21 protein-coding genes are annotated in these 25680 nt (G+C 47.8%); all 21 read right to left on the reverse strand.

What is annotated here, in order from left to right; translation table 11 throughout:
• Positions 1-218 precede the first annotated feature (218 nt).
• On the reverse strand, positions 219-476 hold the full coding sequence (locus GC096_RS08330) for a hypothetical protein (protein WP_171629765.1): 258 nt from the start codon (positions 474-476) through the stop codon (positions 219-221).
• Positions 477-576: 100 nt separating this feature from the next.
• On the reverse strand, positions 577-960 hold the full coding sequence (locus tag GC096_RS08335) for a hypothetical protein (protein WP_171629766.1): 384 nt from the start codon (positions 958-960) through the stop codon (positions 577-579).
• A gap of 627 nt (positions 961-1587) precedes the next feature.
• Positions 1588-2583, reverse strand: a complete 996-nt coding sequence (locus GC096_RS08340; protein WP_171629767.1) for a hypothetical protein — start codon at positions 2581-2583, stop codon at positions 1588-1590.
• A gap of 238 nt (positions 2584-2821) precedes the next feature.
• Entirely contained in the window at positions 2822-3655 is an 834-nt protein-coding gene (locus tag GC096_RS08345; protein WP_171629768.1) for an amidohydrolase family protein, read from the reverse strand.
• Between the two features lie 18 nt (positions 3656-3673).
• A complete protein-coding gene (locus tag GC096_RS08350; protein WP_171629769.1) occupies positions 3674-4825 on the reverse strand; it encodes an ABC transporter substrate-binding protein in 1152 nt (383 codons plus the stop codon).
• 14 nt (positions 4826-4839) lie between these two features.
• Positions 4840-5289 (reverse strand): MaoC family dehydratase, encoded by a 450-nt coding sequence (locus tag GC096_RS08355; protein ID WP_216626062.1) that lies wholly within the window; start codon positions 5287-5289, stop codon positions 4840-4842.
• A 33-nt stretch (positions 5290-5322) separates the two neighbouring features.
• The gene (locus tag GC096_RS08360) at positions 5323-6483 is read right to left on the reverse strand and encodes a CaiB/BaiF CoA transferase family protein (protein WP_171629770.1); all 1161 of its coding nucleotides are present in this window, start codon (positions 6481-6483) and stop codon (positions 5323-5325) included.
• A gap of 13 nt (positions 6484-6496) precedes the next feature.
• Positions 6497-7648, reverse strand: a complete 1152-nt coding sequence (locus GC096_RS08365) for a CaiB/BaiF CoA transferase family protein (protein WP_171629771.1) — start codon at positions 7646-7648, stop codon at positions 6497-6499.
• 17 nt (positions 7649-7665) lie between these two features.
• On the reverse strand, positions 7666-8766 hold the full coding sequence (locus GC096_RS08370; protein WP_171629772.1) for a Gfo/Idh/MocA family protein: 1101 nt from the start codon (positions 8764-8766) through the stop codon (positions 7666-7668).
• Positions 8767-8820: 54 nt separating this feature from the next.
• The gene (locus tag GC096_RS08375) at positions 8821-10245 is read right to left on the reverse strand and encodes a four-carbon acid sugar kinase family protein (protein ID WP_312886221.1); all 1425 of its coding nucleotides are present in this window, start codon (positions 10243-10245) and stop codon (positions 8821-8823) included.
• Positions 10245-11510 carry a ribulose-bisphosphate carboxylase large subunit family protein gene (locus tag GC096_RS08380; protein WP_171629773.1) on the reverse strand — a complete coding sequence of 422 codons (1266 nt, stop codon included), beginning with the start codon at positions 11508-11510 and terminating at the stop codon, positions 10245-10247. Before GC096_RS08380 ends, GC096_RS08375 begins: the two co-directional genes overlap by 1 nt.
• Positions 11507-12184 carry an aspartate/glutamate racemase family protein gene (locus GC096_RS08385; protein ID WP_171629774.1) on the reverse strand — a complete coding sequence of 226 codons (678 nt, stop codon included), beginning with the start codon at positions 12182-12184 and terminating at the stop codon, positions 11507-11509. The genes GC096_RS08380 and GC096_RS08385 overlap by 4 nt, the downstream gene beginning before the upstream one ends.
• Before the next feature lie 60 nt (positions 12185-12244).
• Positions 12245-13972, reverse strand: a complete 1728-nt coding sequence (locus GC096_RS08390; protein WP_171629775.1) for a glycoside hydrolase family protein — start codon at positions 13970-13972, stop codon at positions 12245-12247.
• The gene (locus GC096_RS08395; RefSeq protein WP_171629776.1) at positions 13965-16589 is read right to left on the reverse strand and encodes a family 78 glycoside hydrolase catalytic domain; all 2625 of its coding nucleotides are present in this window, start codon (positions 16587-16589) and stop codon (positions 13965-13967) included. Before GC096_RS08395 ends, GC096_RS08390 begins: the two co-directional genes overlap by 8 nt.
• Positions 16590-16684: 95 nt before the next feature.
• Entirely contained in the window at positions 16685-19084 is a 2400-nt protein-coding gene (locus GC096_RS08400; protein WP_171629777.1) for a glycoside hydrolase family 95 protein, read from the reverse strand.
• 46 nt (positions 19085-19130) lie between these two features.
• The gene (locus GC096_RS08405) at positions 19131-21179 is read right to left on the reverse strand and encodes a beta-galactosidase (RefSeq protein ID WP_171629778.1); all 2049 of its coding nucleotides are present in this window, start codon (positions 21177-21179) and stop codon (positions 19131-19133) included.
• Positions 21180-21326: 147 nt separating this feature from the next.
• Positions 21327-21980 (reverse strand): SGNH/GDSL hydrolase family protein, encoded by a 654-nt coding sequence (locus GC096_RS08410; protein ID WP_171629779.1) that lies wholly within the window; start codon positions 21978-21980, stop codon positions 21327-21329.
• A 39-nt stretch (positions 21981-22019) separates the two neighbouring features.
• The gene (locus GC096_RS08415; protein WP_171629780.1) at positions 22020-23387 is read right to left on the reverse strand and encodes a glycoside hydrolase family 140 protein; all 1368 of its coding nucleotides are present in this window, start codon (positions 23385-23387) and stop codon (positions 22020-22022) included.
• A gap of 110 nt (positions 23388-23497) precedes the next feature.
• Entirely contained in the window at positions 23498-24502 is a 1005-nt protein-coding gene (locus tag GC096_RS08420) for a BtrH N-terminal domain-containing protein (RefSeq protein ID WP_171629781.1), read from the reverse strand.
• Complete coding sequence (locus tag GC096_RS08425) at positions 24499-24771, reverse strand: acyl carrier protein (protein ID WP_171629782.1); 273 nt, start codon at positions 24769-24771, stop codon at positions 24499-24501. Before GC096_RS08425 ends, GC096_RS08420 begins: the two co-directional genes overlap by 4 nt.
• A 51-nt stretch (positions 24772-24822) precedes the next feature.
• Positions 24823-25599, reverse strand: a complete 777-nt coding sequence (locus tag GC096_RS08430) for a response regulator transcription factor (RefSeq protein ID WP_171629783.1) — start codon at positions 25597-25599, stop codon at positions 24823-24825.
• Positions 25600-25680 lie beyond the last annotated feature (81 nt).

The raw sequence follows: 25680 nt of genomic DNA on the forward strand, positions 1-25680 counted from the left end.
TATTTTCGTTGTTATCGTATTTAACTTTTGGCATTTTCTGTATTAATATTTGACGGTTTGCATGAATATTGTAATATGAAACGTCGAAAAAAAATGAAAAAAGACAAACTTACGTTCCCATTAATATCATAACAACGTTCTTGATAACAAATCAATATATTTTAGGAAATCAAAAAAATCGCCGTTTTGTCGGCGATTTCTCTTATCATTAAATCCTATTAGAATTTCAAGTATTTTTGAACAGACTGGTCAAAATAGTAATACCAATAATCTTTGGATGACCAACCATACTTCTCACGAGCAATTTCTTCTGTGGCTCTTTTTCCAAGTTCTTTAAAATATTGTATTGGGTCATTAACAATTATATCTGGTATAAAATTTTTGTTATGTGGAATCAAACCATATTTTGCGAAATAGCCACCATAATATCTTAAACGTCTAAGATTAATACCATGAAGACTACAAATTTGGTTCATCTTATATGACTTATTGATATCTAATAAAACTTTACTGTATCCAAAATTTATTAACTCATCGCACTCACCCCAAACATCCCCGGGCTCTATGTATGCATATTTAACCTAATTTTGTCCTATTCTTCAACTCTACTCGCCTATCTAGATATTGTTGTATACTACTAACAAAACTTTGAGGAGGATATGTTGAATAGAATGCTTCCATAGAAATATCTCTATAAAAAAGTTCAGATAAAATATTATCGAGAGTTAACCTAAATTTCGTTTCAATTCCAACTGCATAATACAAAAGCTCAAAGGCCTGACCACTTTTCCTAGGAGAATAAAAAATGTTTTTATGCTTTAGGTATAATAGTGTTACTGACAAATTTTTGTTATTCTCTGAAAACCTAGATGAAAAAATACTTCTATCAAGCAAATAGAGCCAATCTCGAATTATTTTTTCCTGTTTTTCGTTTACGTTAATATTACTAACTTTTTTCATGTTCAATCTTACTCGGCAATGAGGACACATACCATTAATGATATTAATATCTAAATAAGGAATATCTTTTAGACAATTAGGGCAATTGTCTTGTAAGAATTGATTATGTATGTCACATATATTAATATTTTTAACTTGCCAAATTCTTTTAAAGTAGAACTTCTCACTTAAACATGTAGTACAGAATCTTCTTTTTGTAATACTGCCGTACGGCTTCCTTAACAGCTTCAGGTTCGTTGTCCCACCAGACTATTCGGCTGTTGTAGTTACTTTTATTCTTAAGCCAATTAAAGAAAGGTAATGAATGCCTCTTTTGCAACAACAAACAATCAGGCTATACTTACTCTCAACTCCCTCTGGACAGTAAATATGAAAGAATGAAGCCATTTTCTCCTCCTATATATTCACAAAAAAAATAGACTATTCCGTTTCTCAAAACGGATGTCCATATATGGTGTGTAACACTATAAGAAAATACAGTGGATTCATAGTTAGCATTTAGTATTATAGACAATAGTATTAACCTATTTTGGATACTGTTAAATTCATTTCAGCTCATTGCTAAAACTGAAAAGGGCTTTGCTATTCTTGACGATATGGAGTCCACTACAAGCCCCTATCCAACATTTATAGCGGATTAATCGATTCCAAAAAACAATTTAATAATGTCATTTCATTTTCTACAAGCCTGTTTATTCCATGTCTTATTTTTTCTAACACATCTTTATTCTTAGTTAAGGAGTACTTCAAAATCGAGTTTCTATGATACAATGTTTCTCTTTCAATTATTTGGTATTTTACAAACAAACTATCAGCGTTCTTAAGTAAGTCGTTGGTCCCCATGTATTTTATTCTAGAAAGCATACATTTTTTATGATCCCAAAGTGCATGGAAAGGTCGTTTATCAATTTTTTTATCTTCACCGTGTAGTAGACGGCTTAAATAATCATCTAGATGCTGATATACAGATATACCGTAAATAAATTCGTCTTTATAAGTATGAAGTCGTTTATCGTATTGGAAGGAATTTTTCGAATAGAGATATTCAATTATTGAATTGGCGACAAAGTTTAAGTCAAAATCAACGGAGATCTTCTTGTATTTATACATAGATACTCCTCCCAACAAGTCTTCGATTTGACTAACGCTTTTATAAGCATTCTCCAATTCAGTAAAAGTACATCTAGTGAACATGTACTTGCCATCTTTCAAGGAACCGGCAATAAAAAATATCTCCTCTTCAATGTCGTAGCCATAAACAAAGACATTATGAACAAATTTATATGATTGATATGCATTTGAGTCAGGTATGTAATATTCATCAATATAAAAATAATTATAAAAATCAAGATTAATTGAATTAATTAAAAACTCGCAGATGTTTGATTCCCATTTATTTTTTATTAAACTATTATCGACATGTTGCCGGGGGACAAATATCGTGTCATTATGAGCCCAGTCTGTAAAACCTATCATTAATGATTGTTTATCACAACAGAGTTGTACAAAATGTGAGTGGTACCACGGCAATGTCTCTTCATAATTTGCGATTATTGAAAGTACATTTGACTGGATGCTATAGGAAGTAATCTCTGGATATTTCATCGGCAATATTTTCTTCATTGTTACCTCCATCCATAAAGTATTACTTCATCACTCATCATAGTACCGGAACCCGTATTATGATCAATACCTGCATCAAGAAGTGCCTTGGATCCGTGCGCCACAAGAGTTCTTTAATCGATGTAGATTTTCCATTTGTTAACGTTCCAGTTAACATGAGTGTCGATTTTGCTGATTTATAGCCCTTCGATTTCTCGTTGGGCTATACTCAGAAATACTGGGTAATAAGATAAACTCATCACAAATTATAGAACCTAGCTGCAGTCCCGCCCAGAATGGCTTCGCGATCTGCCTGACTGTAGTCCGCTATCGCGCGATTCGTTTCGTTCCACACTTTGCAGTAATCCCCAGCAAGATTGGCCACAGGCCAGTCGCTGCCGAACATTAACCGTTCAGATCCGAAGACGTCCATTGCATGATTGATATAAGGCTTAATGTCATTGGCTGACCATCGATCCCAGATCGCAGCCGTATTTAATCCCGATACTTTCGCATAAACATTCGGATACTGAGCGGCGATCGCCATGCCATCCGCCCATGATTGAAATAAGCCTTCCCGAATCGGCGGCTTTGCCAAATGATCAATAACCAACTTGAGATTTGGAATGTTTTCTGCCAATGTTGGAACATGTTTGAGGTGTTCGGGGAAAATAGCCACCAAATCGTACGGAACACCGGCTACTGCTAACACTTTCAACCCTTCCATCACATCAGGACGAATCACCCAATCGGGATCTGGCTCTTCGTGGTTAAGATGCCGCACACCTTTGAAATAGGGGTTCTTGAGATACGTTTCAAGCTTTCTCGAAACCTCATCCGGCCGATCAAGAGGAACCCAACCGACAACACCGGCGACCCAAGTATACTGTTCGGCCACCTCAAGCATATAGTCCGTATCCGCATAATGATTCATTGCCTGGACAAGAACGGTTTTGTCTACGCCGCACGCTTGCAAGAATGGCTCAAGTTCAGGCGCTTCAATATTTCTGTAAATCGATTTCGTCTCCGCAGTCGGCCAGTGGTACGGGATACGTTCAAAATTCCAAAAATGCTGATGTGAATCAACCTTCACACAGGTTCCTCCCATCTCTCACTTTTTATAATCGTGAACCCATTGGTTAAGTCGATGAACTAGCGTCCGTGAACTTTCGGTTCCCTTAAGTAGAAACTGCTGGATCTCTGCGCCTGCACGGTCTTGGAATCCAATATAGCCATTAAACCGCGGTCGCATAGAACCAAGCTCAAGCGTCTCCAGCGTATCTTTGAAAAATCCATTTGTGACCCTATTTACTTCAGCATCTTTCCATGCACTCAAATGCCCAGGCTGTCCACCGTTTTGAACAAAAGAAGATTTCTGATAGTCACCGCTTACGGTCATCTGGAGAAAGTTGACAGCATGTTCACGATACTTGCAACGTGAGGAGATGGCCAAGCCGACCCCGCCGATCATACTCCCACTCGGGCTTCCGTTCGAGGAAGGAATATTCGTGCAGCGGATAAGACTAGGGCGGAAAGCTTCTCTTGCATAATTGGAGTACCCATAAATCAAAGGAACATAAGCAATCTCATTAGTCGTTGACATCAATTCGTACATACCGATCGGATCGACTGTGGCCGATTGCCGATGTGAAACAGCCAGTAAATTCATAAGTACGCTAAGCGCCTCTTCTCCAACAGCATATGGGATATCCGCATCCTGGCTCCAGAAGGCTTCACCGCCAATTTGTGCGCATAACGTAAAATAACTGGCATATGCGTGTACAGGTACCAGCGGAAGTCCAATCCGACTTCCTTTTGGAAGCTTCTTAACTAACGCAAACACATCGTCCCAACTGCGTGGTACCTCTAATCCTGCGGCTTGGAGCAGATCTTCACGATAAGCAGCAATCTGGGCCGCAGCATCTGCGGCAAGCGCCCATTGCCTTCCCTCCCAGGTGTAGCTATCAAAGCTTAATCCAACACGATGTAACTTTTGATCGGCTAAATACGAAGGAGATAAAAGATCATCTAACGGCAGCAGCAGGTTCTCGGAAATAGCCGCACCAAGATGAGGATGATCAATCATGATCAAATCATATCGATCAGCGAGAAGCTCCAATGGATAATTTTCAAAGTCCTGTAAAGAACGGGCATCCCATTCAATCTTGACGTCCTGATGCATTCGGTTATAGTCGGAAGCTGCGGCAACCAGTGGATCTACTCCCCGTTCATGCTGCCAAGTCATCCCTCGAATCGTTATCATCTAGATCCTCCATTCTACCCTTGCAACGATTTCTTCCTTACCAATAGTAAATGTTCACATACCAATACAGCGGCACCATGCTGATTGATCACTTCCAGTTGTTCTACGACAATTCCGTGATCCTCTCTCTTCGCGTAAGCTCTTTGTTCTTTGATGGAAATACGTACGTGAATCGTATCCCCGATAAACACCGGTTTGATAAAACGCAGTCGGTCATATCCATATGAGAACGCTTCGGGATTTATTTCTCCGGCACTCATCCCAACACCGACACTAAAAATCAAAGTGCCATGCGCGATACGCTGCTTGAAATCTTGAGTTTTGCACCATTCTGCGTCCATATGGTGAGGATAGAAATCACCCGTTTGCCCCGCGTGCACCACAATATCAGTTTCAGTTATCGTACGGCCGAAGGTTTCTCGGCTAGCGCCAACTTCATAATCTTCGAAAAAAATGGATCGCATGCTCATCATCACCCCTATGGAAAACTTGATATATTACAGTTGGTATTCATTACGTACTTTCAACGTATCCTCGCCAATTCGCGGCGAACCTTTAGCTGAAGGAAGTAACTGACCGTCTATTCGCATCGGACAACGAGTCGTGATCATAGCGGAGCCGTTACTGCGCCTTACTTCTTGCATCATGTTCAACGTTTGAAAAGCTTCCTGCTGCATAAGCTGGTTCCAATTCAATACCTCCGTGCAGGGAAAGCCAGCCGGTTCAAGGCAATCCAACCATTCTCTGGTGCTTTTCCGCAGGAGATGATCAGACACTATTCTTTTAATCTCGTCTCTTTCGGTAAGCCAAGAATGGGGATCCACATAACCTAGCAAACCTTCGCATTGCAGCAGCTTTCCTAACTCCGTTACAGATCCCTGCGCCAATGCAAGAAAGCCGTCCTTCGTCCGGTAAATCCCGTAGGGCGCTCCCATGTACGGATTAGCATTGTGAATCTCACTTCGAACCGGCAAATGGCAGCCATTATTCAGGAAAGTAGTTAGTTCCATAAATTGAAAATCCAGTATCGATTCAAACAAACTAACCTGAACATGGCAGCCTTCCCCCGTAATTCCTCTTCGTAACAGTCCAGCTAAAATACCTTGAACAAGATGGGCGCCTGCCGACATATCGGCAAGGGCCAAGCCAAATGGCGTCGGCGGTTGCCCCTGATTACCATTTAACCAAGTCATACCTGAGAGTGATTGGACAAGCAAATCCTGGCCCGGCATTCCAACCCATGGACCTTCATTGCTGTAACCTGTGATTTCACCGTAAATCAACTTTGGATTTATCGCTTTCACCGCTTCGTAGTCCAAACCAAGTTTTTGCATCACGCCCGGCCGAAAATTTTGAATGAGTACATCCGCTTGCTCTATCAGCTTTTTGACCAGTCGAACATCTTCCGAATCCTTTAAATCAGCAGCAATGCTTTCTTTGTTACGGTTAATAGAATGAAAGAGCGTGCTATCACCATCAAGCTCCAGATTTGATATATATAGCGTCCTGCATATGTCCCCGACCACCGGTCGTTCAATTTTGATCACACGAGCCCCCATGTCAGCTAGACGAAGCGCCGCCGAGGGGCCGGAAAGAAATTGACTGAAATCGAGAACCAGTATGCCTTCAAGAGGTTTCGTAAGAGTAACTCCGCTCATGTTGTCACCGCTCTCATCCATCTATCAAATTGAAGTCCATCTCAATCTTTCCATTGTTTTCACCGATGGCAGGCGCCCATTGCGCGGATTTGATGCGTTCACCATTAATCCGAATTGGACAACGTGTCGTCCTAAGCGGTTGCTGACCGGGACGGCCTACCTCCTGAATCATATCCAGTACTTTGAACCCTTCATGATTCATTAATTTATCCCAAGTAAACACGTCAGAGCTCCAGTAATCCGCAGGTTCTAATACACTAAGCCACTCCTCCGTCGTTCGCTGCTTCAAATGCTCGACAAGAAGTCCCTTAATCTCATCCCTGCGCGTAAACCATTCCTTCGGATCGGTAAACGCCGCCACCTCTGGACATTCGAGCAATTGTCCCAGACGGACGATGGAACCCATCGCTAGTGCGATATAACCGTCTTGCGTTTCATAGATGCCGTATGGCGCACCCAAATAAGCATGGGCATTGTTAATATGGCTGCGCTCAGGCAATTGACCACCATCATTCAAATATGTAGTCAATACCTCAAACTGAAAGTCAAGCATCGATTCTAGCAAACTTACCTCGACAAGCCCGCCTTCATCTGTCCGTCCGCGTCGAACCAGGCAGGCCAAAATGCCCTGCGCTAACTGCGCGCCCGTGATCATGTCAGCTATCGCAAGCGCGAACGGCATCGGAGGCTGGTCACCATTCCCATTCAAATAAGCGAGGCCCGTCAAGGATTGAACGAGAAGATCTTGTCCTGGCTTGTTTTTCCAAGGCCCCTCTTTTCCGTATCCGGTAACCGTTCCATAGACAATACGAGGATTTATTTTCTTCACATCCTCATAGCCAAGCCCAATTTTCTCCAAGGTCCCAGGACGAAAGTTTTCAACCAACACATCCGCTTGACCGATCAGCTTGATGAGCTTGGCCAGATCCTGCGGATTTTTCAAGTCGGCGGCGTAGCTTTCTTTGTTACGATTAATCGTTTGAAACAGAACACCGCCTTCGTCCGTTTCAAGATTGTTCAACAACAGTTGGCGGCAGCCGTCCCCAGACCCTGGCCGTTCAATTTTAATGACCCTTGCGCCCAGATCGGCCAGACGAAGTGTCGCTGAGGGTCCGGACAAATACTGGCAAAACTCTAGCACCACTAATCCTTCCAATGGTCTCATCACTTACACCTCAACATTTATTGAATTTCATCCAATCGGACGGGCCGATTTTCAGCCATGGACCGATAGGCCGCAAATAACATCTGTATCGTTAACAAATTATCTCGAACACTATTCTCAGGTTCGCGATCTTCCTCAATCGCTCTCATCAATTCTCCCATTGTCCCCATGAATGCATGCGGGAACCATTTGCCCTCAAGCGTTGGGCTGAACCAATAATTGGGGTCAATTTCTTTCGAAATAAAGCTGATTGTATCCTCTCTGCCAACAGGATAGTTATACAACGCGCCGTTCGTCCCATTAATGATTCCTTTTGTCCCTTCAAATCGGAAAGTCGCGAACCAATCCTCCACATTTGCCCAGTTATTATGGTTGTCATGAACGAGTCCTCTTGTCTCACCAGGAAATTTCATATGCAGCATCGTTCTGGTCTCGCCTTTCACCCTTTGTCCCGGATACTTGGCCCCATCCGCATAAATATATTCGGGTGTACCCAACAAGAATCGAATGGAATCCATGTAATGAATACTGTGGTACATGACCTCGAGCGTATCGACTTCCCGTAAAAATGACCAGTTGGCAAAATTCGTGTTCACATTCACCTGAATGGTAGCCTGGGTCACTTCTCCGAGCCAGCCCCGTTGAATGATCGAGTGACTCGCTCTTATGCCGGGAGCCCACCGCATTTGCTGGTTGATCGCTCCCTTGACGCCTGCGCGATCACACATGTCGACGATGCTTTTAGCGGAGCTAAAGCTGTCTGCAAGCGGCTTTTGGCATAGGACGTGTTTTCCGGCCGCAGCGGCCATTCGCACGATATCCGGCTGTAAATCCGCGGTTAGCGCAATATCAACAATCTCGACTTCCGGATCGAAAATCAGTTCTTCCACGGTATCGTATACCTTGGGAATGTCATACCTGTTTGCGACGATTTCCGCTTTATTTCTTGTTCGATTGGTAATCCCGACAACATTAAACCCTGCCATACGATAGGCCGGAAGATGCGCTTCGCTTACGATTTCACCAGCGCCCACAATCCCGATACCGAAAGATTTGTTCTTGGGCAGCTTCGGTTTATAGTCTAGATCCAACCATGAAGTGTGATCTTTAACGTCCATGTTAGCCCACCTTTACATTTGTCCGTAGTTGTACGACTAGACCATACTAATGCCTTATCTGTAACCGGCAACCTTTTCAAAAAAATTCGCAGTGCCCACCTGTCCGCCCTTGAGCACTAGTTCAAGACCCTCAAACTGAGGGTCTTTCGCATAAGCACGGCAGAGCGGCCCTCCCGGATCCAGTGCAGCTATACATTCAATCGCATACACCCCTAGCTCCCTCGTCACATACCCTGAGGTGTCTCCTCCTGCAATTAAAATACGAGTAATGCCAAGCTGTCTTACTAGCTCTTTAGCTACAGAGCCTAGAGCCATGCCTAACAATCGGCTGCTCTCTTCCGCCCTAATTCCCTTATCGGCCAAAACCTCGCGTAGGGCTGCGATGCTCTCATCATTTGGACCAGTTGCCGAATACATCATGACATTCTTCCCCTGGGACAGCCATTGCCCAGCTTCCAGCTGCAGCTTTACGCGGGCAGCCTCTTGCGTTTCTTCCATGAGCAGCTCAATTGTTGGTACACGAATCCCTACAAATCCTGCTTCCAAGGCAAATTGAATCTGCTCTTCTGTGACTGGCGAACAGCTGCCTGAAATTACGAGCAGGGGAGATGGAGACACTTGACTACTCTCTCTTTTTGGCGTTTCAGTACCCGCCCCAGCTGATGTCCCTAATGCTTTGCGCCAAATTGCTCCTAGCGCATACTCAACCCCGGAGGAGCCGATGACAAATATTCCTTCTTGCTCCGCTGCCTCATCCGAAATAAGTCTGCCCGCTGCTTCCAATCGCCGCTCATCCAAGACATCAAATAGAAGTAGATCAGGCTTTTCTTGCTGGATGACCTTCTCAAGGCGCTCTCGTACCTGGGCATCAGTGCCGTCTAGCGCCAAAATATCCAATAGAGCTGTTCTCAGAGCAGTCTGTTTCGCCAAATGCTTTCGCAAGTCTGATTCCGCCATTGGCGTAACAGGATGCATGGACATCGTCGGATGGTGGTCTAGCCGATGTACCTTTCCCCCACCCATTGCAAAATGGTTGCCAAACAAAGTATAACGGCCCAAATACGGCACACCGACAAGCATGGGAATGAATCGGCCGCCGAACACATCCCGCCCAATTTCCGCTGCTTTGCCGATATTACCAGTGCCAGGCGAAGAGTCAAAGGTTGAACAAACTTTATAATGCACGACGGCAGCTCCAGCTGCTTTTAATGTTGTAAATATCGGTCGCAGTTCCGTCTCCATTTCCTCCGGCGTTAAGGAACGTCCCACCCCAGCCACGCCGAAGCACGCAACATCTGGAAATCGCTCAAGCACTTCAGGTGCGGGCGGCGCTAAGAACAAGACAGTTCTTAATCCGGAATGAAACAATGATTCGAGTACATCCGTGGAACCAGTAAAATCATCACCATAATAACAGAGCAGCCTTTTCGTCACTGAACTTACGGCATTGTAACCTATTACTACCGGGGATTCGTCCACTAACCCTCACCCTTCCCGTATTTCTCAATCGCCCTTTGCAAAATAGGATGCTGAGCCGCATAGGTGTCAAGAGGGATGCCCTGAACCGCTGCTTCCCAACCTAGCTTCATACTCTCAAAACCTGCTGCAGGACCATCTGGATGCGCCAACATGCCTCCGCCGGCCAAGTGCATGACATCCACAGTTTCCGTTGCTGCATAGGTAGCCGGAGCGGTCCCTGCCCACTGGGCTGAGGATACGACTGGCAGCGAGCTGTAGCCGCCAAAGAGAGGGGAAGTACAAGCTTTTATAGAGCGAACGACCGATTCATTACTCTCGTAAAACTTACTATTTAGACCATTCACGTGCAACTGATCTGCGCCGGCTAATCGGCATAGCTTTTGATAGGCCGTAAACTCTATCCCCAGCAACGGTGAACGAGTCAGCATTCCCCATTGATTGCGATGTCCATGGATCGGAACTTCGCTGAACTGGTTCAAAAACGCAAGCCCCGACAACCCGATGCTAAGGATGCTAACCATCACGCAGGTACCGCCTGCTTTAACGACCAAATCATGATTTCTTTGAAGCTCATCATAATCACCTGTAATGTTAAATGCATACATGAGCTTTTTGCCTGTGGCATCTGCAGCCCTTTCGACAGCTTCCATGACTGCTTTCACTTTATCAGCCAAAGGTGCGCAAGGTGGATTCGCATTCAACTCATCATCCTTAATGAAATCCATGCCAGCTCTCGCCAGCTTCCCTACTAATGTTGATAATTCGTCTGTCGTTAATCCGATGCTCGGCTTCACAATCGTCCCCAGAATCGGTCGATCATAGACGCCTGTCAGCTTCCTTGTTCCGCAGGTACCGAACTTCGGACCCGGATATCGCGCCGTAAAGGCGTCCGGCAGTTCCAAATCCAGTAATCGAAGTCCTGACAGCTCCTGAAGCTCAAATAAATTGCCAGCAACAGCAGACATTAAATTAGGAATGGAAGGCCCGAAATTATGGAGAGGAAAAGATACCGTCACACGTCCACGCCGATATCGACCGTCATGATTGGGTGGCGTCTTAGCCCCTGGAAGTGAAGGGGCGTTCACTTCCTCGAGCGGTTCAATATTCTCTATTTTTGCGCCATATAAGTCCTTAAGTGTCAACGTCTCTCCCGGGACAGAGGTGAACGTCCCGGTTGACTGTTCGCCAGCAATACAAGTAGCTGCCCGTTCCAAGGTGTACGCTGTTTCCACTAAATAAACAGCTGTTACGCGATCTTGACTCATACTTTTTTCGCCTCCAAGGCAGCAGCTAGCAGCGCCTTCACCTGCTCGACGCCCGATCTAGGCGAGGAAAGAACTGGCGTGCTGGTCGCCTCGGCCAGCGCTTGCTCCATACGCGCCATCGAGCCTTGCGCCAATACCAATACATCGGCCGTTTCCGCAACCCGCTTCGCCGTTTCCAGCAATAGACGGTCATGCTCTTCCGGGTTACCGCTGATCAGAGCATCAAAGGCCCCCTCTGCGAGTCCGCTCACAAGCTGCACCTGAGCTCCTGCTTCATCCGCTTTACTCTGAATGAGTCGTAATGTCGGTTCCAAGGTTGACGGCAGCGTTGCCAACACGCCAATCCGCGCATAGCTGGCTACCGCTCTGGCGGCCATCGAATCATCAATTCGAACAATCGGTATCCCGATGACTGTACGCGCATCCTCTGCTACGTCCCCAACAGAGGAACACGTATTGAGAATGACGTCAGCTCCAAGTTCCTCTGCATGCCGATAATACTGAACCAGATGGCGAGACACGAGATCCGGGATGTGCCCTGCACGATTCACATCACCGATTAAGCTATCATCAATAATACTAATAAGGCGAATATCCGGCAGCAGCTCTTGAAACACCTTTTTCAAAGGGTCTGCTAAGCCCTGGCCTGTGTAGATTGCAACTACCGTTTGCATCGTACTCCTCCTTGTGTAATCCGCTCAGCAAGCAGAGCAGACTGCGAATGATTCCATGCCTTACCAGACAAATTCCTTATCCAATCGGCGATAATCCCCAGTACGCATTGGCGCCTCTTCAAACACTTGACGTCCGCTGTACAACGGCTTTTTCTTGCCTTTTGGCGTGATATTCACGACTTCGTCCCCGCGCCATTCCGTTTCAAATGTTTGGCCTACTGCATTCTCTATCGTTGTGCGCAAGCTCAGCGGGAAGGTTACCGTGATTTTCTCCCCTGCGACTGCGGAACCAAGTAAGAGGAAGTGCTTGTTCACCCAGCTGCTCGCTTCGCTTCCCTTCCCCTCGATCACTTCACCATTACGTTCCCGCACATACTTGATTTTCGTAAAGCCAGCCCACTCTGGAATTCGAATCTGCAGCCTTGAAATATCCGTGTGAATATCGAGGACGACTTTCCCTTCGTGAGGCAGGTAGGAGCTGACATCCAGCCATTTCGAACCGCGGTTCAAAAGGAAATTGACGCTGATCGTACCTTTTTTCTCCGTAATCGTGTGACTCCAACCCATGAATAGACCGCGTGTTCCAGAGCCTAGACAACAGATCTGTAAATCGCTCATATGACCGCGCCCTTCGTTCACATCGCAAACAAAATCATTAGGCGCCGAGTACCCGGCAAATGATCCCCGCGTGCGCTCCGCAACTTTATAAAAGCTTTTGTTCGCATGAATGTCACAGGACTTATCGTCTGTTTCCTCCACCCAATCCAGATCTAGCAGTTGGGATTCTGCCAAATGGTTGCGTAAGAACCGCTCCACAGTTCCCCAATATTCCACATAACCGCTTTGCGCTAAAGTAATACCTGTAGCAATCAAATCAACCAACGAGCATGTTTCATGTTCGTAGGCTTGTTCATGCAAGTCTCCTGGTGTCCATCCAAAAGTCGTACATTTGGTCAGCGCCCAATCGTAGCTTTTCTTGACCCAAGCCAGCATCGCTGCGTCACCTGTCCATACACCAAATCTCGCGATTGCATCCAGCGTACCAATGCGTGTATGGAAATGCCCGCTCCGATACGCGAGAGAATCGTTGAAGCTGCCGTCTTGATTAAACACGCCGCTTCGTTCGATGATCAGCGCTGTGAAAAATTGGCACAGTTCAAAAGCATCCTGGTTGCCCGTTAACTCATGATATTTCAATAAAGGCATCACCAATCGACCGCAAAATGCCGCCGGATCGGGCGCTAAACGCAGCTGAATCGCGTTACGCGAAGGCCAACCCGTTTCTTTATATTCGGAAGCCGGATAATACCAAACATCGCGCTCTTTAATCGCGATACGTTTTAAAGCCGCCACATGGCGATCAGCCACTTCTTTCACCTTCAGGTCGCCTGATTCCATAAACCATGACGTCAAGGATAAAATGACAGCCCGCTGATCAATCAAATTAGCATTAGGCTCCCAATCATGCGTTGGGTTAATCTGTCTATAGCTCATGCCGTCTTCCTTAAAAAAAGACAGCAGATTCGCGCGATAGCGCTCCTCAACCTCCTTGCCGAACTCTTCTCCTGACATATGACGAGCCAGGATGAGACCATCGATCATTCGTCCATGCGATGAACCGTAATCCCAATCGCCATGTGTCATGAAGGCAGGTTTATGCATCAAATCAGCAGCAAAAAAAGGAATATAATTATGATCGTGATCCGCCATGCCAATCATGGCATTAATGGCGTGGGCGGCACGTTCCTCCAGCATAAGTGTATCGGGAATTAAACGACGTTCAGACATCTATTTTTCGCTCCTCATCATTTTTTGTTGAACTTTCGAAAATATAACTTCCTGATCCGATCTTTTGTGGCGTCGCTGCTTGATCAGTCATATGGATCGTTGCTGTCGTATTGGCAGGTACATCGACATGTAGTCGGAAGTTTCCTTCATCCGAGAGTTGCCACTCCACCTTAATGCATCCGTACAACGACTCATAGCTTGCCTTGACCCAGCTTAAGTTCCCGCCAGGCTTCGGTCTAATGATCACATGCTGAAAGCCAGGCTGCTCAGGATCCGCTTCAATACCGGCCATATATCGGAACATCCACTCACCAATGGAGCCGAGGGAGTAATGATTGAATGAATTCATCGTAGGGGTCTGGAAGCCCTGATCCTCCGTCCACCCATCCCAGCGTTCCCAGATCGTGGTTGCACCGTGCTTAATCGAATACATCCAAGATGGAAACGCTTCTTGCTGAAGCAAGTTATATGCGACGTCCAAACTGCCGTTGTCCGTTAGCGCTGGCAATAAGTAGCCTACGCCGAGAAAGCCCGTCGACAATCGGTTCCCGCGCCCTTGGATATCCGTTACTAGATGCTCAATCGCTTGTTTAGACTGGTTTTCCGTTAAGATTCCGAATTGTAGCGCTAACACATAAACCGTTTGTGTATCGCCGTGAATGCGGCCATCTTCCGCGACAAAAGCTTTACGGAAAGCTTTAGCGATATCGTCAAATAAAGCCTGGTACTGGTCCGCATCCTCGCTTTTCCCCAATACACCTGCAATTTGCGCAAGCAGCTTCGTGCTGTAAGCAAAGTAAGCGCTAGCCAACACTTCGTTCGGCGTGTCAGCACCAATTGATAGCCAGTCGGCATAATTCGCATAACCTGGACGTACCAGCTCATCGGTCGTGTTTTTTAAATAATTCACCCATTTGACCATGGCCTCGTAATGCGTTTCAAGGATTCGTGTATCTCCGTACATTAAATAGATCGTCCATGGAATAATGACACCGGCATCTCCCCAACCAGAGTTGTCCGGTGCGAACCAATTCAGCCTCGTACTCCAGTTCTTGTACCGAATCCAGCCAGCATCAGGGGCCACATCTGTAAAAGCACCTGAAGGCTGCTGACAATCCACCATATCCCAGACATATTTGCTGAAAAATCGGGATACGTCCATATTGTAAGCTGCGGTACGGGCAAAAATTTGCGCATCCCCCGTCCAACCTAGCCGCTCATCCCGTTGCGGACAATCCGTCGGCACTGATAAGAAGTTACCGCGCTGCCCCCATGTAATGTTGGAATAAAGCTGGTTCACCATCGGGTCCGATGTCTCCAACTTCCCCGTCACTGGCGTATCGGAATGAACGACTTTGCCTTCGATCGTATCCAGATCTGGCTCTCCAGGAAAGCCAATCAACTCCACATAACGGAAGCCGTGGAACGTAAAGTGAGGCTCATAGCTCTCTAGACCTTTTCCATTCAAAATGTAATGATTCTGCTGGCATGCTTCGCGCAAGTTCTCTATATATAAACTGCCGTCCGGATTCAACATCTCCGCATGACTTAATATCAGCTCAGTTCCACTTTCGCCTTGCACCTTCACTGACGTCCAACCGACCATATTCTGGCCCATATCATAAATGTAAGTGCCCGCAGCTGTCTTGTTGATGCTGATCGGTTTCATCGTTTGCGTTATGCGGATCGGTGGTTCGATTGCAGCCACTAGCAGCCCATTATATCCAGCACGAACATCTGGCATTTCCCATGACGAATCATCATAGCCAGGCTCATGCCATCCGATTAATTCCGCTCTTGCATCGTAGGTTTCCCCTTTGATCATATCGGAATATTGAATAGGTCCTCTGTTCGTAGCCCACGAATGATCCGTTATGATCCTTTCCATGGTTCCATCTTCGTAATCTAGGCTTACCTGCATGAGGAAAAAGGGTCTTTCTCCATATACCTTATCTCCGAGAAATCCAACCGTTCCGGCATACCATCCGTCTCCTAAAATAACGCCAAAAACATTACTGCCAATCTTTATTTGATCTGTCATATCTACCGCTTGGACCTGTACACGGATGTTATAATCAGTCCATCCTGGAGCAAATCGATCGCCGAGCCGCTCACCATTCAGATTCAACTCATATACACCTAATGCTGTCGCATAAGCGATAGCTCTGCGTACCTTTTTCTTGACTTCAAACGATTTTCTAAAAAAAGGGGATGGCTGCATGAGCAGTCCTTCCTCGGACTTGCGCCCGATCCACTTGGCCTTCCATTCACTGCGTGATAAAATCCCCATCATCCAATACGCCGTCTCGCTCCATTCAGATCGCCCATCAGCACCGTCCCAGACGCGAACCTGCCAATAATACGCTCCTTCAGAGTGAAGTGGTTTACCCTCATATTGCACATGGGTTGAAGCGTTCGAGCTAACTTTACCGGTATCCCACATGTCGGCTTGGTTATCCTCAAGCTTATCAGGTGAAGTAGCCACCCTAATTTGATAAGCACTTTGCACCACCCCACGGTGATCAACTTGTAATTGCCAAAACAACCGAGGTTTAAGGACATCGAGGCCGATGGGGTTATGTGTATATTCGGTTTTACAACTTGTGACTCGTATCATGATTCGTTAACCTCCAACTCAAAAATAAAAAGATTGCCAACAACTACCTAGGCAGAATTGCCGGATCATTGGCAAACTTTTATGTTATCCCATCCTTATTCCTTGGAAATCATGTGAGCAAAATCTGCAGTGATCGTGTAGCTTCGGCCGGCTTCGGCCGTGAAAGCGATCACCCCATCTTCGACCTGCTCCCAATCTGCGGCTTCAACCGCAATTGGCACTGCTGTGCGCACTTGGCAGCGTCCAGACTGTGAAGCTCGGATAGCTGCACTCCGCAGCTTCCCATCTGCCCAGTCTAGATCGAGCTCGTAGCCACCGCGTGCGCGGATGCCGCTTATCCGGCCGGAAGGCCAAGCCTTCGGGAGCGCAGGCAGCAAATTCAATTCGCCAGCATGGCTCTGCATGAGCAGCTCGGCGATGCCTGCCGAAGCTGCGAAGTTGGCTTCGATTGTGAGCGGATAGAATGTGATTTTCGGATGGCGGTGCGCATTGAATAGGTTCGGAAATGGATTGCCCAGCAGCTTCGTCAAATACGAATGTGCTCTCTCCGCATCTTCCAGACGCGCGTATATGCTAATATTCCACGAATAGCACCAACCGATCGTATCCTCGCCTTCGTGTACGCGACGGCGATCTAGGCTGACACGAGCAGCCTTTGCCAGTTCTGGCGTACCGCGAACCGTAATCTGATTGCCCGGATGCAACGGATACAGATGAGCGGTATGACGATGGCCCGGCTCTGCTTCATCAAAGTCGCGATACCATTCCTGCAATTGGCCGTGCTGACCGATTCGCAGCGGAAGCAGCCGCTCCAGAGCATTCTTCAAGAATTGTCTGAACTCCGCATCCATTTCCAAAACACGCGCAGCTTCGATACAGTTCGTGAATAGCTCTCGCATAAGCGCTATGTCCATCGTTGAGCTCATACTAACCGCAGACCGTTGTCCATCGGGTGCAATAAATGTATTCTCTGGAGATGTCGAAGGCACCGAGACGAGATTCCCTTCGCCATCCTCCACCAAGTAGTCGAGACAGAACATCGCTGCTTCCTTCATAATCGGATAAGCCTTGTTCCTAAGAAATTCCTGATCGACCCCGTACGCGTAATGCTCCCACAAATGCTGGCACAGCCATACGCCGCCCATTGGCCAGTACGCCCAGCTTGCCGAGCCTTGGGAAGGACTCGTATTACGCCACAGATCGACGTTATGGTGCGAAGCCCAGCCCTGACAGTTATAGTAAGCCTTCGCCATACGCTCTCCGGCGATTCGCATATCTTCCAGCAAATCGAAAAGCGGTTCATGGAACTCAGCGAGATTGCAGACCTCAGCAGGCCAATAGTTCATCTGCGTATTAATATTCGTCGTATAGTTGCAAGACCATGGCGGCTTCGTCATGTTATTCCAGATGCCCTGCAGTGTCGTCGGCTGCGTGCCAGGACGCGAAGCGCTAATCATCAGGTAGCGGCCGAACTGGAAGAACAACTCAGTAAGCTGCTCATCCGCTTGACCAGCCCGTACAGCCGCGATCCGTTCATCGGTCGGGATGTCATCGTGGCTTGGCGCGTCAAGCTCCAGTTTCACGCGATCGAAGTACGGCGTGATGTCCGCGATATGGCGTTCCCGCAGCTCGACGTAGCTCAGCTTCGCCGCTTCGTTCAACCACCCGTCGCAACGCGGTCGCGGGTCCAATCCTTCGAGCGCGGGATCGCGGTCGAAGCCGTTAAAGCTGGTCGCAGAGGTCAGCAGCAGTGTTACTGCATCCGCTCCCTTTACGACTAGTCTTCCGCCATGCGTCTCGACAGTTCCACCCTCAAGGATGGCCTGAAGATGAACCTGAAACTGAATTCCTTTATTTTCCTCGTAGACCACTGTATCTTCTGATAGCTCTTTCTCGTGATCCAGCAGGCTTGGCGCTGCGCCAGTCAGGATGATGCGGTCGATGCCAAATTTCTCGGCGCGGTAATTAAGCCGGCTGGTGAGCGCCGCCTCTAGCCCGATTGCTCCCTTACGGTCGGCTTTAAATCGCACCGCCATCACCTGATCGACGGCTGACACGAACACCTCTCGTTTTATGCGCACACCATTCGACACATATTCGGTCTGGCACAAACCGGTGCGCAGATCAAGCTCACGCCGGTAATCTTCCACCGAGGAAAGATGGCTCATCACGATCTCCAGATCGCCCATAGCCTGGAACGCATTGCCGACTGGCCCCAGCATATGCTCCTCAATCACCGCTTGAGCATCGCTGTAACGGCCTTCGAAGATGAGCTTGCGGCTCTCCTCTAAAAAACGCAACGGCTCCTCGCGCTCTCCTCCCCGCTTCGTACCCGACCACAATGTGTCCTCGTTGAGCGCAATCTGCTCGCGCTTGATACCGCCATAGACCATGCCGCCCAAACGGCCGTTGCCGACAGGCAGCGCCTCGACCCATTCTTCAGCCGGCTGGCGGTACCACAGTTTCATATGATTGCCGCCTGTATTGTCTCTCATTGGTTCAGCTCCCCCTGTAGTTGTATATGATCTAACACTTCATGCTTTACACTTGAACGACTGCCAAAATCCGCACATCCAACGCTCCCATTTGCAGCTTGCCCTCATGCGAAGTGCCGCTTAACAAATCAACATAGGTGCCTGCACCTAGCTGAACCTCCGCCACTGCCTCGTTATGATTGAGCAAGAACAGAAAATCTCTTCCGTCTTTGACACGGACGGACGCCTCCACACCGGAAGGCGTATCCAGCACTGGCTGTATGCCGCGCGTTTCACACAAATGTCCAATCAGTCCGCTCAGCATAGATGGCTCCGGCGAGGTCGCTACGTACCATGCTTCACCTGCTCCTCGTCGGTTGCGCGTAAGAGCAGGGAATCCTTGGTAGAAGTCGCGCTCGAATACGGCAAACGACTCAGCTCCTTCCGCATGAACAACATCGCACAGTACACCGCAATCGTACGAACCTTTCAGATCGCCAAGCTGCGATGTCATGACGACGCGATTTCGCTGATGTTCCATCGGTGCGTCGATCTCCTCCACCCATATCCCGAGCAGCTCGCGAAGCTCACCTGGGTAGCCCCCAGGCGTAACTAGATCGCTTTCGTTCACGATACCGCTGAATGTTGTGGTAACCAGCGTGCCGCCCTGTTCGACGAAATGCTCTAAGCGTGTGGCATAGCCCGGATGAAGCAAATACATCACCGGGGCAACCACAATCTCATAATCAGCCAGATTCGTATCCACACTAATGAAATCAACCTGTAGATTCCGGCTGTAGAAGGCGTCATAATACTTCTCTATTTCCTTGACATAGCGTAGGTCCACAGTAAGCCCGCTGGAATGCTCGATGGCCCACCAGTTATCCCAGTCGAACACGATCGCCGCCCGCGCATCAGAGCGCGCGCCTATAAACGAATCGCCAAGCTGCTGAAGCTCGCTGCCGATCTTGGCGCATTCCCGGAATACCCGGGTATTCTCATGGCCGGCATGATCGATCATGGCACCGTGGAACTTCTCGAAAGCGCCGAGCGAACGACGCAGTTGGAAGTACATAACCGCATCCGCACCTCGAGCGATGGCATGATGGCTCCATAGACGGTTTACGCCAGGCCGCTTCACAGCATTGCGAGGGCGCCAGTTAAGCTGGGTCGGGCACGATTCCATCAGCAAGAACGGATCTCCGCCTTTCAATCCTCGCATCAAATCGTAGCGCATCGCCATCTGGCTTGGGGTCATGTCGTCTGCCGGATACATATCGAGCGCAATGACATCCAGTTCCTTCGCCCACTTGAAATAATCTAGCGGCTTGTACGTGCCGTTGCCTTGAAAGTTCGTCGTCACAGCCGCCTCCGGACTTACGTCCTTGATCGCGTCCCGTTCCAGCTTGTAGCAGGCCAGAAAGGCATCTGAATTAAAGCGGTCATAGTCGAGTGAAATGCCTTGGAAGGCGGTTTCATCCGGATTGATCAAACTTATGTGCTCGCTGAGTGCGCTCGGAAGTACGATTTCGTTCCAGTCATAGAACGTATGGCCCCAGAATCGGGTATACCAAGCGCGGTTCAGTTCCTCGAGTGTGCCGTACCGGTCGCGCAGCCATACGCGAAACGCCTTCTCGCAGTTGTCGCAATAACATCTCAAACCGTATTCATTATTAACATGCCACAACAGCAAAGCTGGATGATCTTTGTAACGCTCTGCGAGTTTTCGCGCCATACTCTCCGAATAGAGCCGGAAAGTTGGGCTGTTCGGGCAAGAATTATGCCGTCGTCCGAACTTGCGCTTGCGGCCGTCATACTCGACGATCATGACATCGGGATACCGCGTCGCCATCCATGCAGGATGTGCCGCCGTCGATGTACCAAGGCAGACCTTAATCCCCTGTGCATGAAGCTTATCCATCATCTCGTCCAGCCAGTCGAAACAATATGTGTTCTCATCCGGCTGATTAAGCGCCCACGAGAAAACATTGAGCGTGACAATGTCAACGCCGCCGATCTGGAACAGCCGCATATCTTCATCCCAGATTTCGCGAGGCCATTGTTCCGGGTTATAGTCTCCTCCGTACATGATTTTCGGTAAGTTCTCCGTAAACATCAGCTATTCGTCCCCTTGGCATTAAAGAATAATTCGAGCTTTTACATGTAGGTAAGCGCTATCTTTTCTATTCATTGTAATCGCAGAATGATAGCATTACAGCGTTCATTATTAATGAATTTGCTTTAGATTTTGCACAGATAACCTTCATTGAATGCGAAGCCCGCTTTGTTGAACGACAGATAGCCATTGTTTAGCGATCAAACCGTGTCCTGCCGCCGTCGGGTGAACGCCATCCCAAATCCAGTAGGACGGTTCAGCTAGCATGCAAGCCTCATTAAAAGTGGACTGCAGCGGCACGAAGACGGCTCCGAATTCGTCGGCAAGCTTCCTTACGATATCTTGGTAGCACACGATCCGTTCCTGCCAGATTTCCCATCTATCCGAAACTTGAGGAAGTTTGAGTATAAACGGCTCACACAGCACGATACCTGCTCCCGGAAGCACTTCAGATGTCTCCTCCAACAGATGTCGATAAGCCCTCTCGAACCGGTCCGATGCACCACCGTGTTCTCCGTTGACGATCCGCGCGGCGTCATTGACTCCGACCAGGATGCTTATCACATCGGGCCGGAGACTTAATGCGTCTTCGTTCCACCGGGCGTACAGATCGAAAACACGGTCTCCGCTGACACCCCGGTTAATAAACAAGGGCTGCTTCTCGGCCAGCTCAAGCCCCAACTTGCTGGCTATAATGTAAGCATAGCCATGTCCTAATATATGGTTAAGATCATTGTTGCGTCCCCTGCCACCGTCAGTAATGGAATCGCCTTGGAACAGAATCGTCTTGCATTGCGGCATATTGTTCAGCACCTCTCTTACTTTAGATTTTGCACAGAATTAGCGTGAAAGAGGGAGACCTGGCGCCGCATATCCTTGATCGACATCGTCAAGCACCAGCACCCAGTCGTTCCCAGGTGCGCTTACCGCTTGCGGAACGAACTCTTGCGCTCCCTCGTTATCAACCACACCTGCGGATTCACTCTCACCTGTTCGAGGATTAAACCACCAAACCGCGGCCTGCTTGCCAGAGAATAGACCAAGCTGCAAGGTGATCGACCGACCCGTGTAGGTGTACGCCATCAAATAGCTTTTGCCCAAGCTCACGAATAAACGATCGTATCGGTAACCTTGATCACCGCAAATCGTAGTATCGTCTGGCGTCCGCTCATCATAAGGTCTTGAGAGGAACAGATGCTTCAAATGGACCATCTGCTTCGCGCCGTCATCATCCAAGGCTTCGATCCAGCTTCGCGTGCAGCCGTATGCGCCGACGCCCCGCTCCTCTGAATGAAACTGCATAACTGCATTGTGTCCGTAGGTATGCCCGAATGCGCCTGCGAACACAGCCCAATAGGCATAACGCCTTACGTCGTCTGTCGTCCATCTTGGCGCTTCAAGGTTATGTAACCCATGTGGAATATCCTCATAAGAAGGCTCGCCATCTATCGTCGGCTTCGCCGGTACTTCGGACCAATCCTTTTGCACAAATCGCCAGTTGTCTTCGCCGACTAACGTATCGGGATTGGCCTCATCCATCTGCTCATAGCTACGATGCCCCGACTGAAACATATTAAAATCGAGCCAATCCTCATTATGGAACCACGTCGAGGACTGTGTCCGTCCGTACGGATGGAACGTCATCAGGTGATTGGGAGCAGCCTTCCGTATCGCGCGGCCCATATGGAGCCATGCATCCCTATGATCGCTGCCACGGATATCGCCTCCATTCAACCAGATCACGTTAGGACGGTCCTTGTAGCGATTACCGACCCATTCACCATAACGCTCCGCTGTCTCGGCATTGGGGGAATAATACTCAACAACGCTGCCCCATACAGGGACAAGCGCAACATACAGCCCTTCACGCTCAGCCATGTCGATCACCTCATCCGCATAGGACCAATAGCTTGTAAACGATTCAGTATGTTCCGCATCGGGTTGATCCAAATCGAGATCCCGGAACGGCACTCTCCCGTACGCGTTCGCAGAATTCAAATCATGCACAAGCATAATCTGGATGACGTTGTAGCCCTTGTTCTTCCGGTCACGCAGATAAGTTAGCGCCTGCTCCCTCGTCGTCCGTTTTAAGATCAGCCATGCCGTGTCGCCCAGCCAAAAAAACGGAGTACCGTCAGCATGCTGCAAATGGCGTCCGTTATCCGAAACAATGAGTCTTCCGTTATCCCAAGCTCTATGATTATTCATTTCAATTACCTCCAGTTTCATCTACAATATTCGCCGAAAGTTGAATAATGGCATGCCTGAAGAGCCTGATGCGCAATTACGCTCAAGCTCGTTTTATTAAGATCAAGTGATCATCTCTCTACCTGGTTCCCCAGCCATCGCAAATATACGCCCAACGCCTCGGCATAACTGTCCAGCAGTTTCAGACCATTTATGGAGAGCTCTTTCATGCGTTCAGATCGCCCTTGAACCCCGATTTTGTATAACATCAATAAAAACATCTTCCATTCCTTATAAATCGGCTCAAGCAGGGACATCGCTTCGTGATAGCCGGAACGAAGCACAAGACCTGCTTCCTCCGCATACATCTGTATAAATTCGATATGGCTCAGAATGCAGCCAACACGCAAGCCGTAGTACACTTCCTCACAGGACTCCTGCAGTTCCTTTTTACTCATGGTAACCCACTCCGCCAAATCCAAGATCACATGTCTGACAGCGTTGATCCCCCCTGATTCAAGTGCTCTGTCCCAATCTAGGAACGAAGCGATATGGTCCATATAAGCACGCGTCACCACCGAATTGGGCGTCGTCCGATTGTCGGAAGTCGGGCGGTAAAAGGTGATGCACGTACAGCCTTTTTCCAACTCATCCAATGCGACTGGTCCTTGGTACGTATGTATGCAGCCAGATTTGTCGCGCAAATGAGGGTCAACTACATAGGCCTCATTGCGCTCGACGTCCAATCCATAAAGCGTAACAATATGACCGCGGGCTGCATTCTCTGTATAAGCCCTGTGATAACTCAAACATCGGGTTCGTACTGATAACAACACAGGATATCCTTGTGCCAAACTGTCGGTGCAGTCGTTCACAAGATTCACAGGGTATTCCTGTGAGGTGTTATGGAAGGAAAATTGCGGTTGAATCTGTACGAATGGCGTCGTAATTTGCTCCATCCTTTCAAACCAGAACGTCTTTGGGTCCCCAAGATAAGGAATATTCATGCCCCCGCACAGAAAGAATAGCGCCGCCTCCGTCAGATTACTCCCCGAAACACGAAGTGCCTCCTGCATGTTGGCGTATATACAGTCATTGCCTGTTTTTACCTGAATATCAGCAATACATATATTCAAGCTTGCTCCTCCTCTAGACGCCGAACAAGTGTCGCAATTTGGTTCAGCGTACACAGATTCTCAATCAGCATATCTTCCTCTTCAATCAAGATATTAAACTTCAGTTCCAACGCTACGACGAGTTCCACGGCAGCAAGAGAACTAAAATCATAGTTTCGCAGATCGTCATCCTCGCTTAAACCAAATACTGTCTCCTGATCCTGTTTCATGACATTCGTCAGCAAAACCCTTATCACATCATAATAGGTATGTAGTGAATCCACAGTCATTTCACCCTCCTTCAACGCCATTTGCACGACAGTAAAATACATCTGTAAGGACTACTGCATTTTGTAGTGCTGCCGATATTCGCTCGGTGTAAGACCGCAGTACTTTTTGAAAACACTGAAGAAGTGTCGGACGCTCTCGTATCCAACTTGCTCGGATATACGGTGTAAGGAATCCATCGAATCGCCCAACATCAGTAACTTCGCCTTCTTAATGCGGTACAGATGTAAGTAATTGATCAGCGTCAGCCCAGTCTCTTTACGAAAGAGCGAGGAGATATAATTGGGATGCAAGTATACATGTTCGGCAATTTGATCAAGTGAAATATTTTCCCTATAATGTGTCTCGATATGACGGATAATTTTTTTGACGTTTTTGGACATTTGATCGTAGTCAACGCCCGGGACAGTTTCTTCCCAGTCCGATGAGGCATGAGAGTTAACCTCATCTTCACTTTCCAGCAGCTCGAGCGACAGATTCGTCATCACATCATAAAGCTCTGCCTTATTAATTGGCTTCAACAGATAATCAATCACTTTACAGCGTATGGCTTGGTGCAGATAGGCGGGATCATCGTATCCGGTCAAAATGATGAAGCGATCGCATAGGCCGCGCTCACGGACTTTACGTATCAGTTCTAGTCCGTTCATCTCCGGCATCTGAATATCGGTAATAAGCAAATCAGGACGGAAGTTCTCCAGCTTTTCAAGCGCATCAAATCCATCATGCGCACTGACGATCCGCGAGCATGGTGTCTGCCCTTTCTCAATGATATTAATTAGCCCCTTTAACATAAAGGGCTCGTCATCTACGATCATCAAGTTAAGCATGCTATCCCTCCATGTACATACGGATCGATTCGGTTCGATTCCGCTGTACCCATTATTGGAATTTTATTCTATCTATTTAAG

Origin of the sequence: Paenibacillus plantarum (assembly GCF_013141695.1) — a bacterium.
Lineage (GTDB): Bacteria > Bacillota > Bacilli > Paenibacillales > NBRC-103111 > Paenibacillus_E > Paenibacillus_E plantarum.

Bases quoted from the DNA above. Each gene is read 5' to 3' on its own strand.
- GC096_RS08330 (WP_171629765.1), bottom strand. From the start codon at position 476: ATGAACCAAATTTGTAGTCTTCATGGTATTAATCTTAGACGTTTAAGA.
- GC096_RS08335 (WP_171629766.1), bottom strand. From the start codon at position 960: ATGAAAAAAGTTAGTAATATTAACGTAAACGAAAAACAGGAAAAAATA.
- GC096_RS08340 (WP_171629767.1), bottom strand. From the start codon at position 2,583: ATGAAGAAAATATTGCCGATGAAATATCCAGAGATTACTTCCTATAGC.
- GC096_RS08350 (WP_171629769.1), bottom strand. From the start codon at position 4,825: ATGATAACGATTCGAGGGATGACTTGGCAGCATGAACGGGGAGTAGAT.
- GC096_RS08355 (WP_216626062.1), bottom strand. From the start codon at position 5,289: ATGCGATCCATTTTTTTCGAAGATTATGAAGTTGGCGCTAGCCGAGAA.
- GC096_RS08360 (WP_171629770.1), bottom strand. From the start codon at position 6,483: ATGAGCGGAGTTACTCTTACGAAACCTCTTGAAGGCATACTGGTTCTC.
- GC096_RS08365 (WP_171629771.1), bottom strand. From the start codon at position 7,648: ATGAGACCATTGGAAGGATTAGTGGTGCTAGAGTTTTGCCAGTATTTG.
- GC096_RS08370 (WP_171629772.1), bottom strand. From the start codon at position 8,766: ATGGACGTTAAAGATCACACTTCATGGTTGGATCTAGACTATAAACCG.
- GC096_RS08380 (WP_171629773.1), bottom strand. From the start codon at position 11,510: ATGAGTCAAGATCGCGTAACAGCTGTTTATTTAGTGGAAACAGCGTAC.
- GC096_RS08385 (WP_171629774.1), bottom strand. From the start codon at position 12,184: ATGCAAACGGTAGTTGCAATCTACACAGGCCAGGGCTTAGCAGACCCT.
- GC096_RS08390 (WP_171629775.1), bottom strand. From the start codon at position 13,972: ATGTCTGAACGTCGTTTAATTCCCGATACACTTATGCTGGAGGAACGT.
- GC096_RS08395 (WP_171629776.1), bottom strand. From the start codon at position 16,589: ATGATACGAGTCACAAGTTGTAAAACCGAATATACACATAACCCCATC.
- GC096_RS08400 (WP_171629777.1), bottom strand. From the start codon at position 19,084: ATGAGAGACAATACAGGCGGCAATCATATGAAACTGTGGTACCGCCAG.
- GC096_RS08405 (WP_171629778.1), bottom strand. From the start codon at position 21,179: ATGTTTACGGAGAACTTACCGAAAATCATGTACGGAGGAGACTATAAC.
- GC096_RS08410 (WP_171629779.1), bottom strand. From the start codon at position 21,980: ATGCCGCAATGCAAGACGATTCTGTTCCAAGGCGATTCCATTACTGAC.
- GC096_RS08415 (WP_171629780.1), bottom strand. From the start codon at position 23,387: ATGAATAATCATAGAGCTTGGGATAACGGAAGACTCATTGTTTCGGAT.
- GC096_RS08425 (WP_171629782.1), bottom strand. From the start codon at position 24,771: ATGACTGTGGATTCACTACATACCTATTATGATGTGATAAGGGTTTTG.
- GC096_RS08430 (WP_171629783.1), bottom strand. From the start codon at position 25,599: ATGCTTAACTTGATGATCGTAGATGACGAGCCCTTTATGTTAAAGGGG.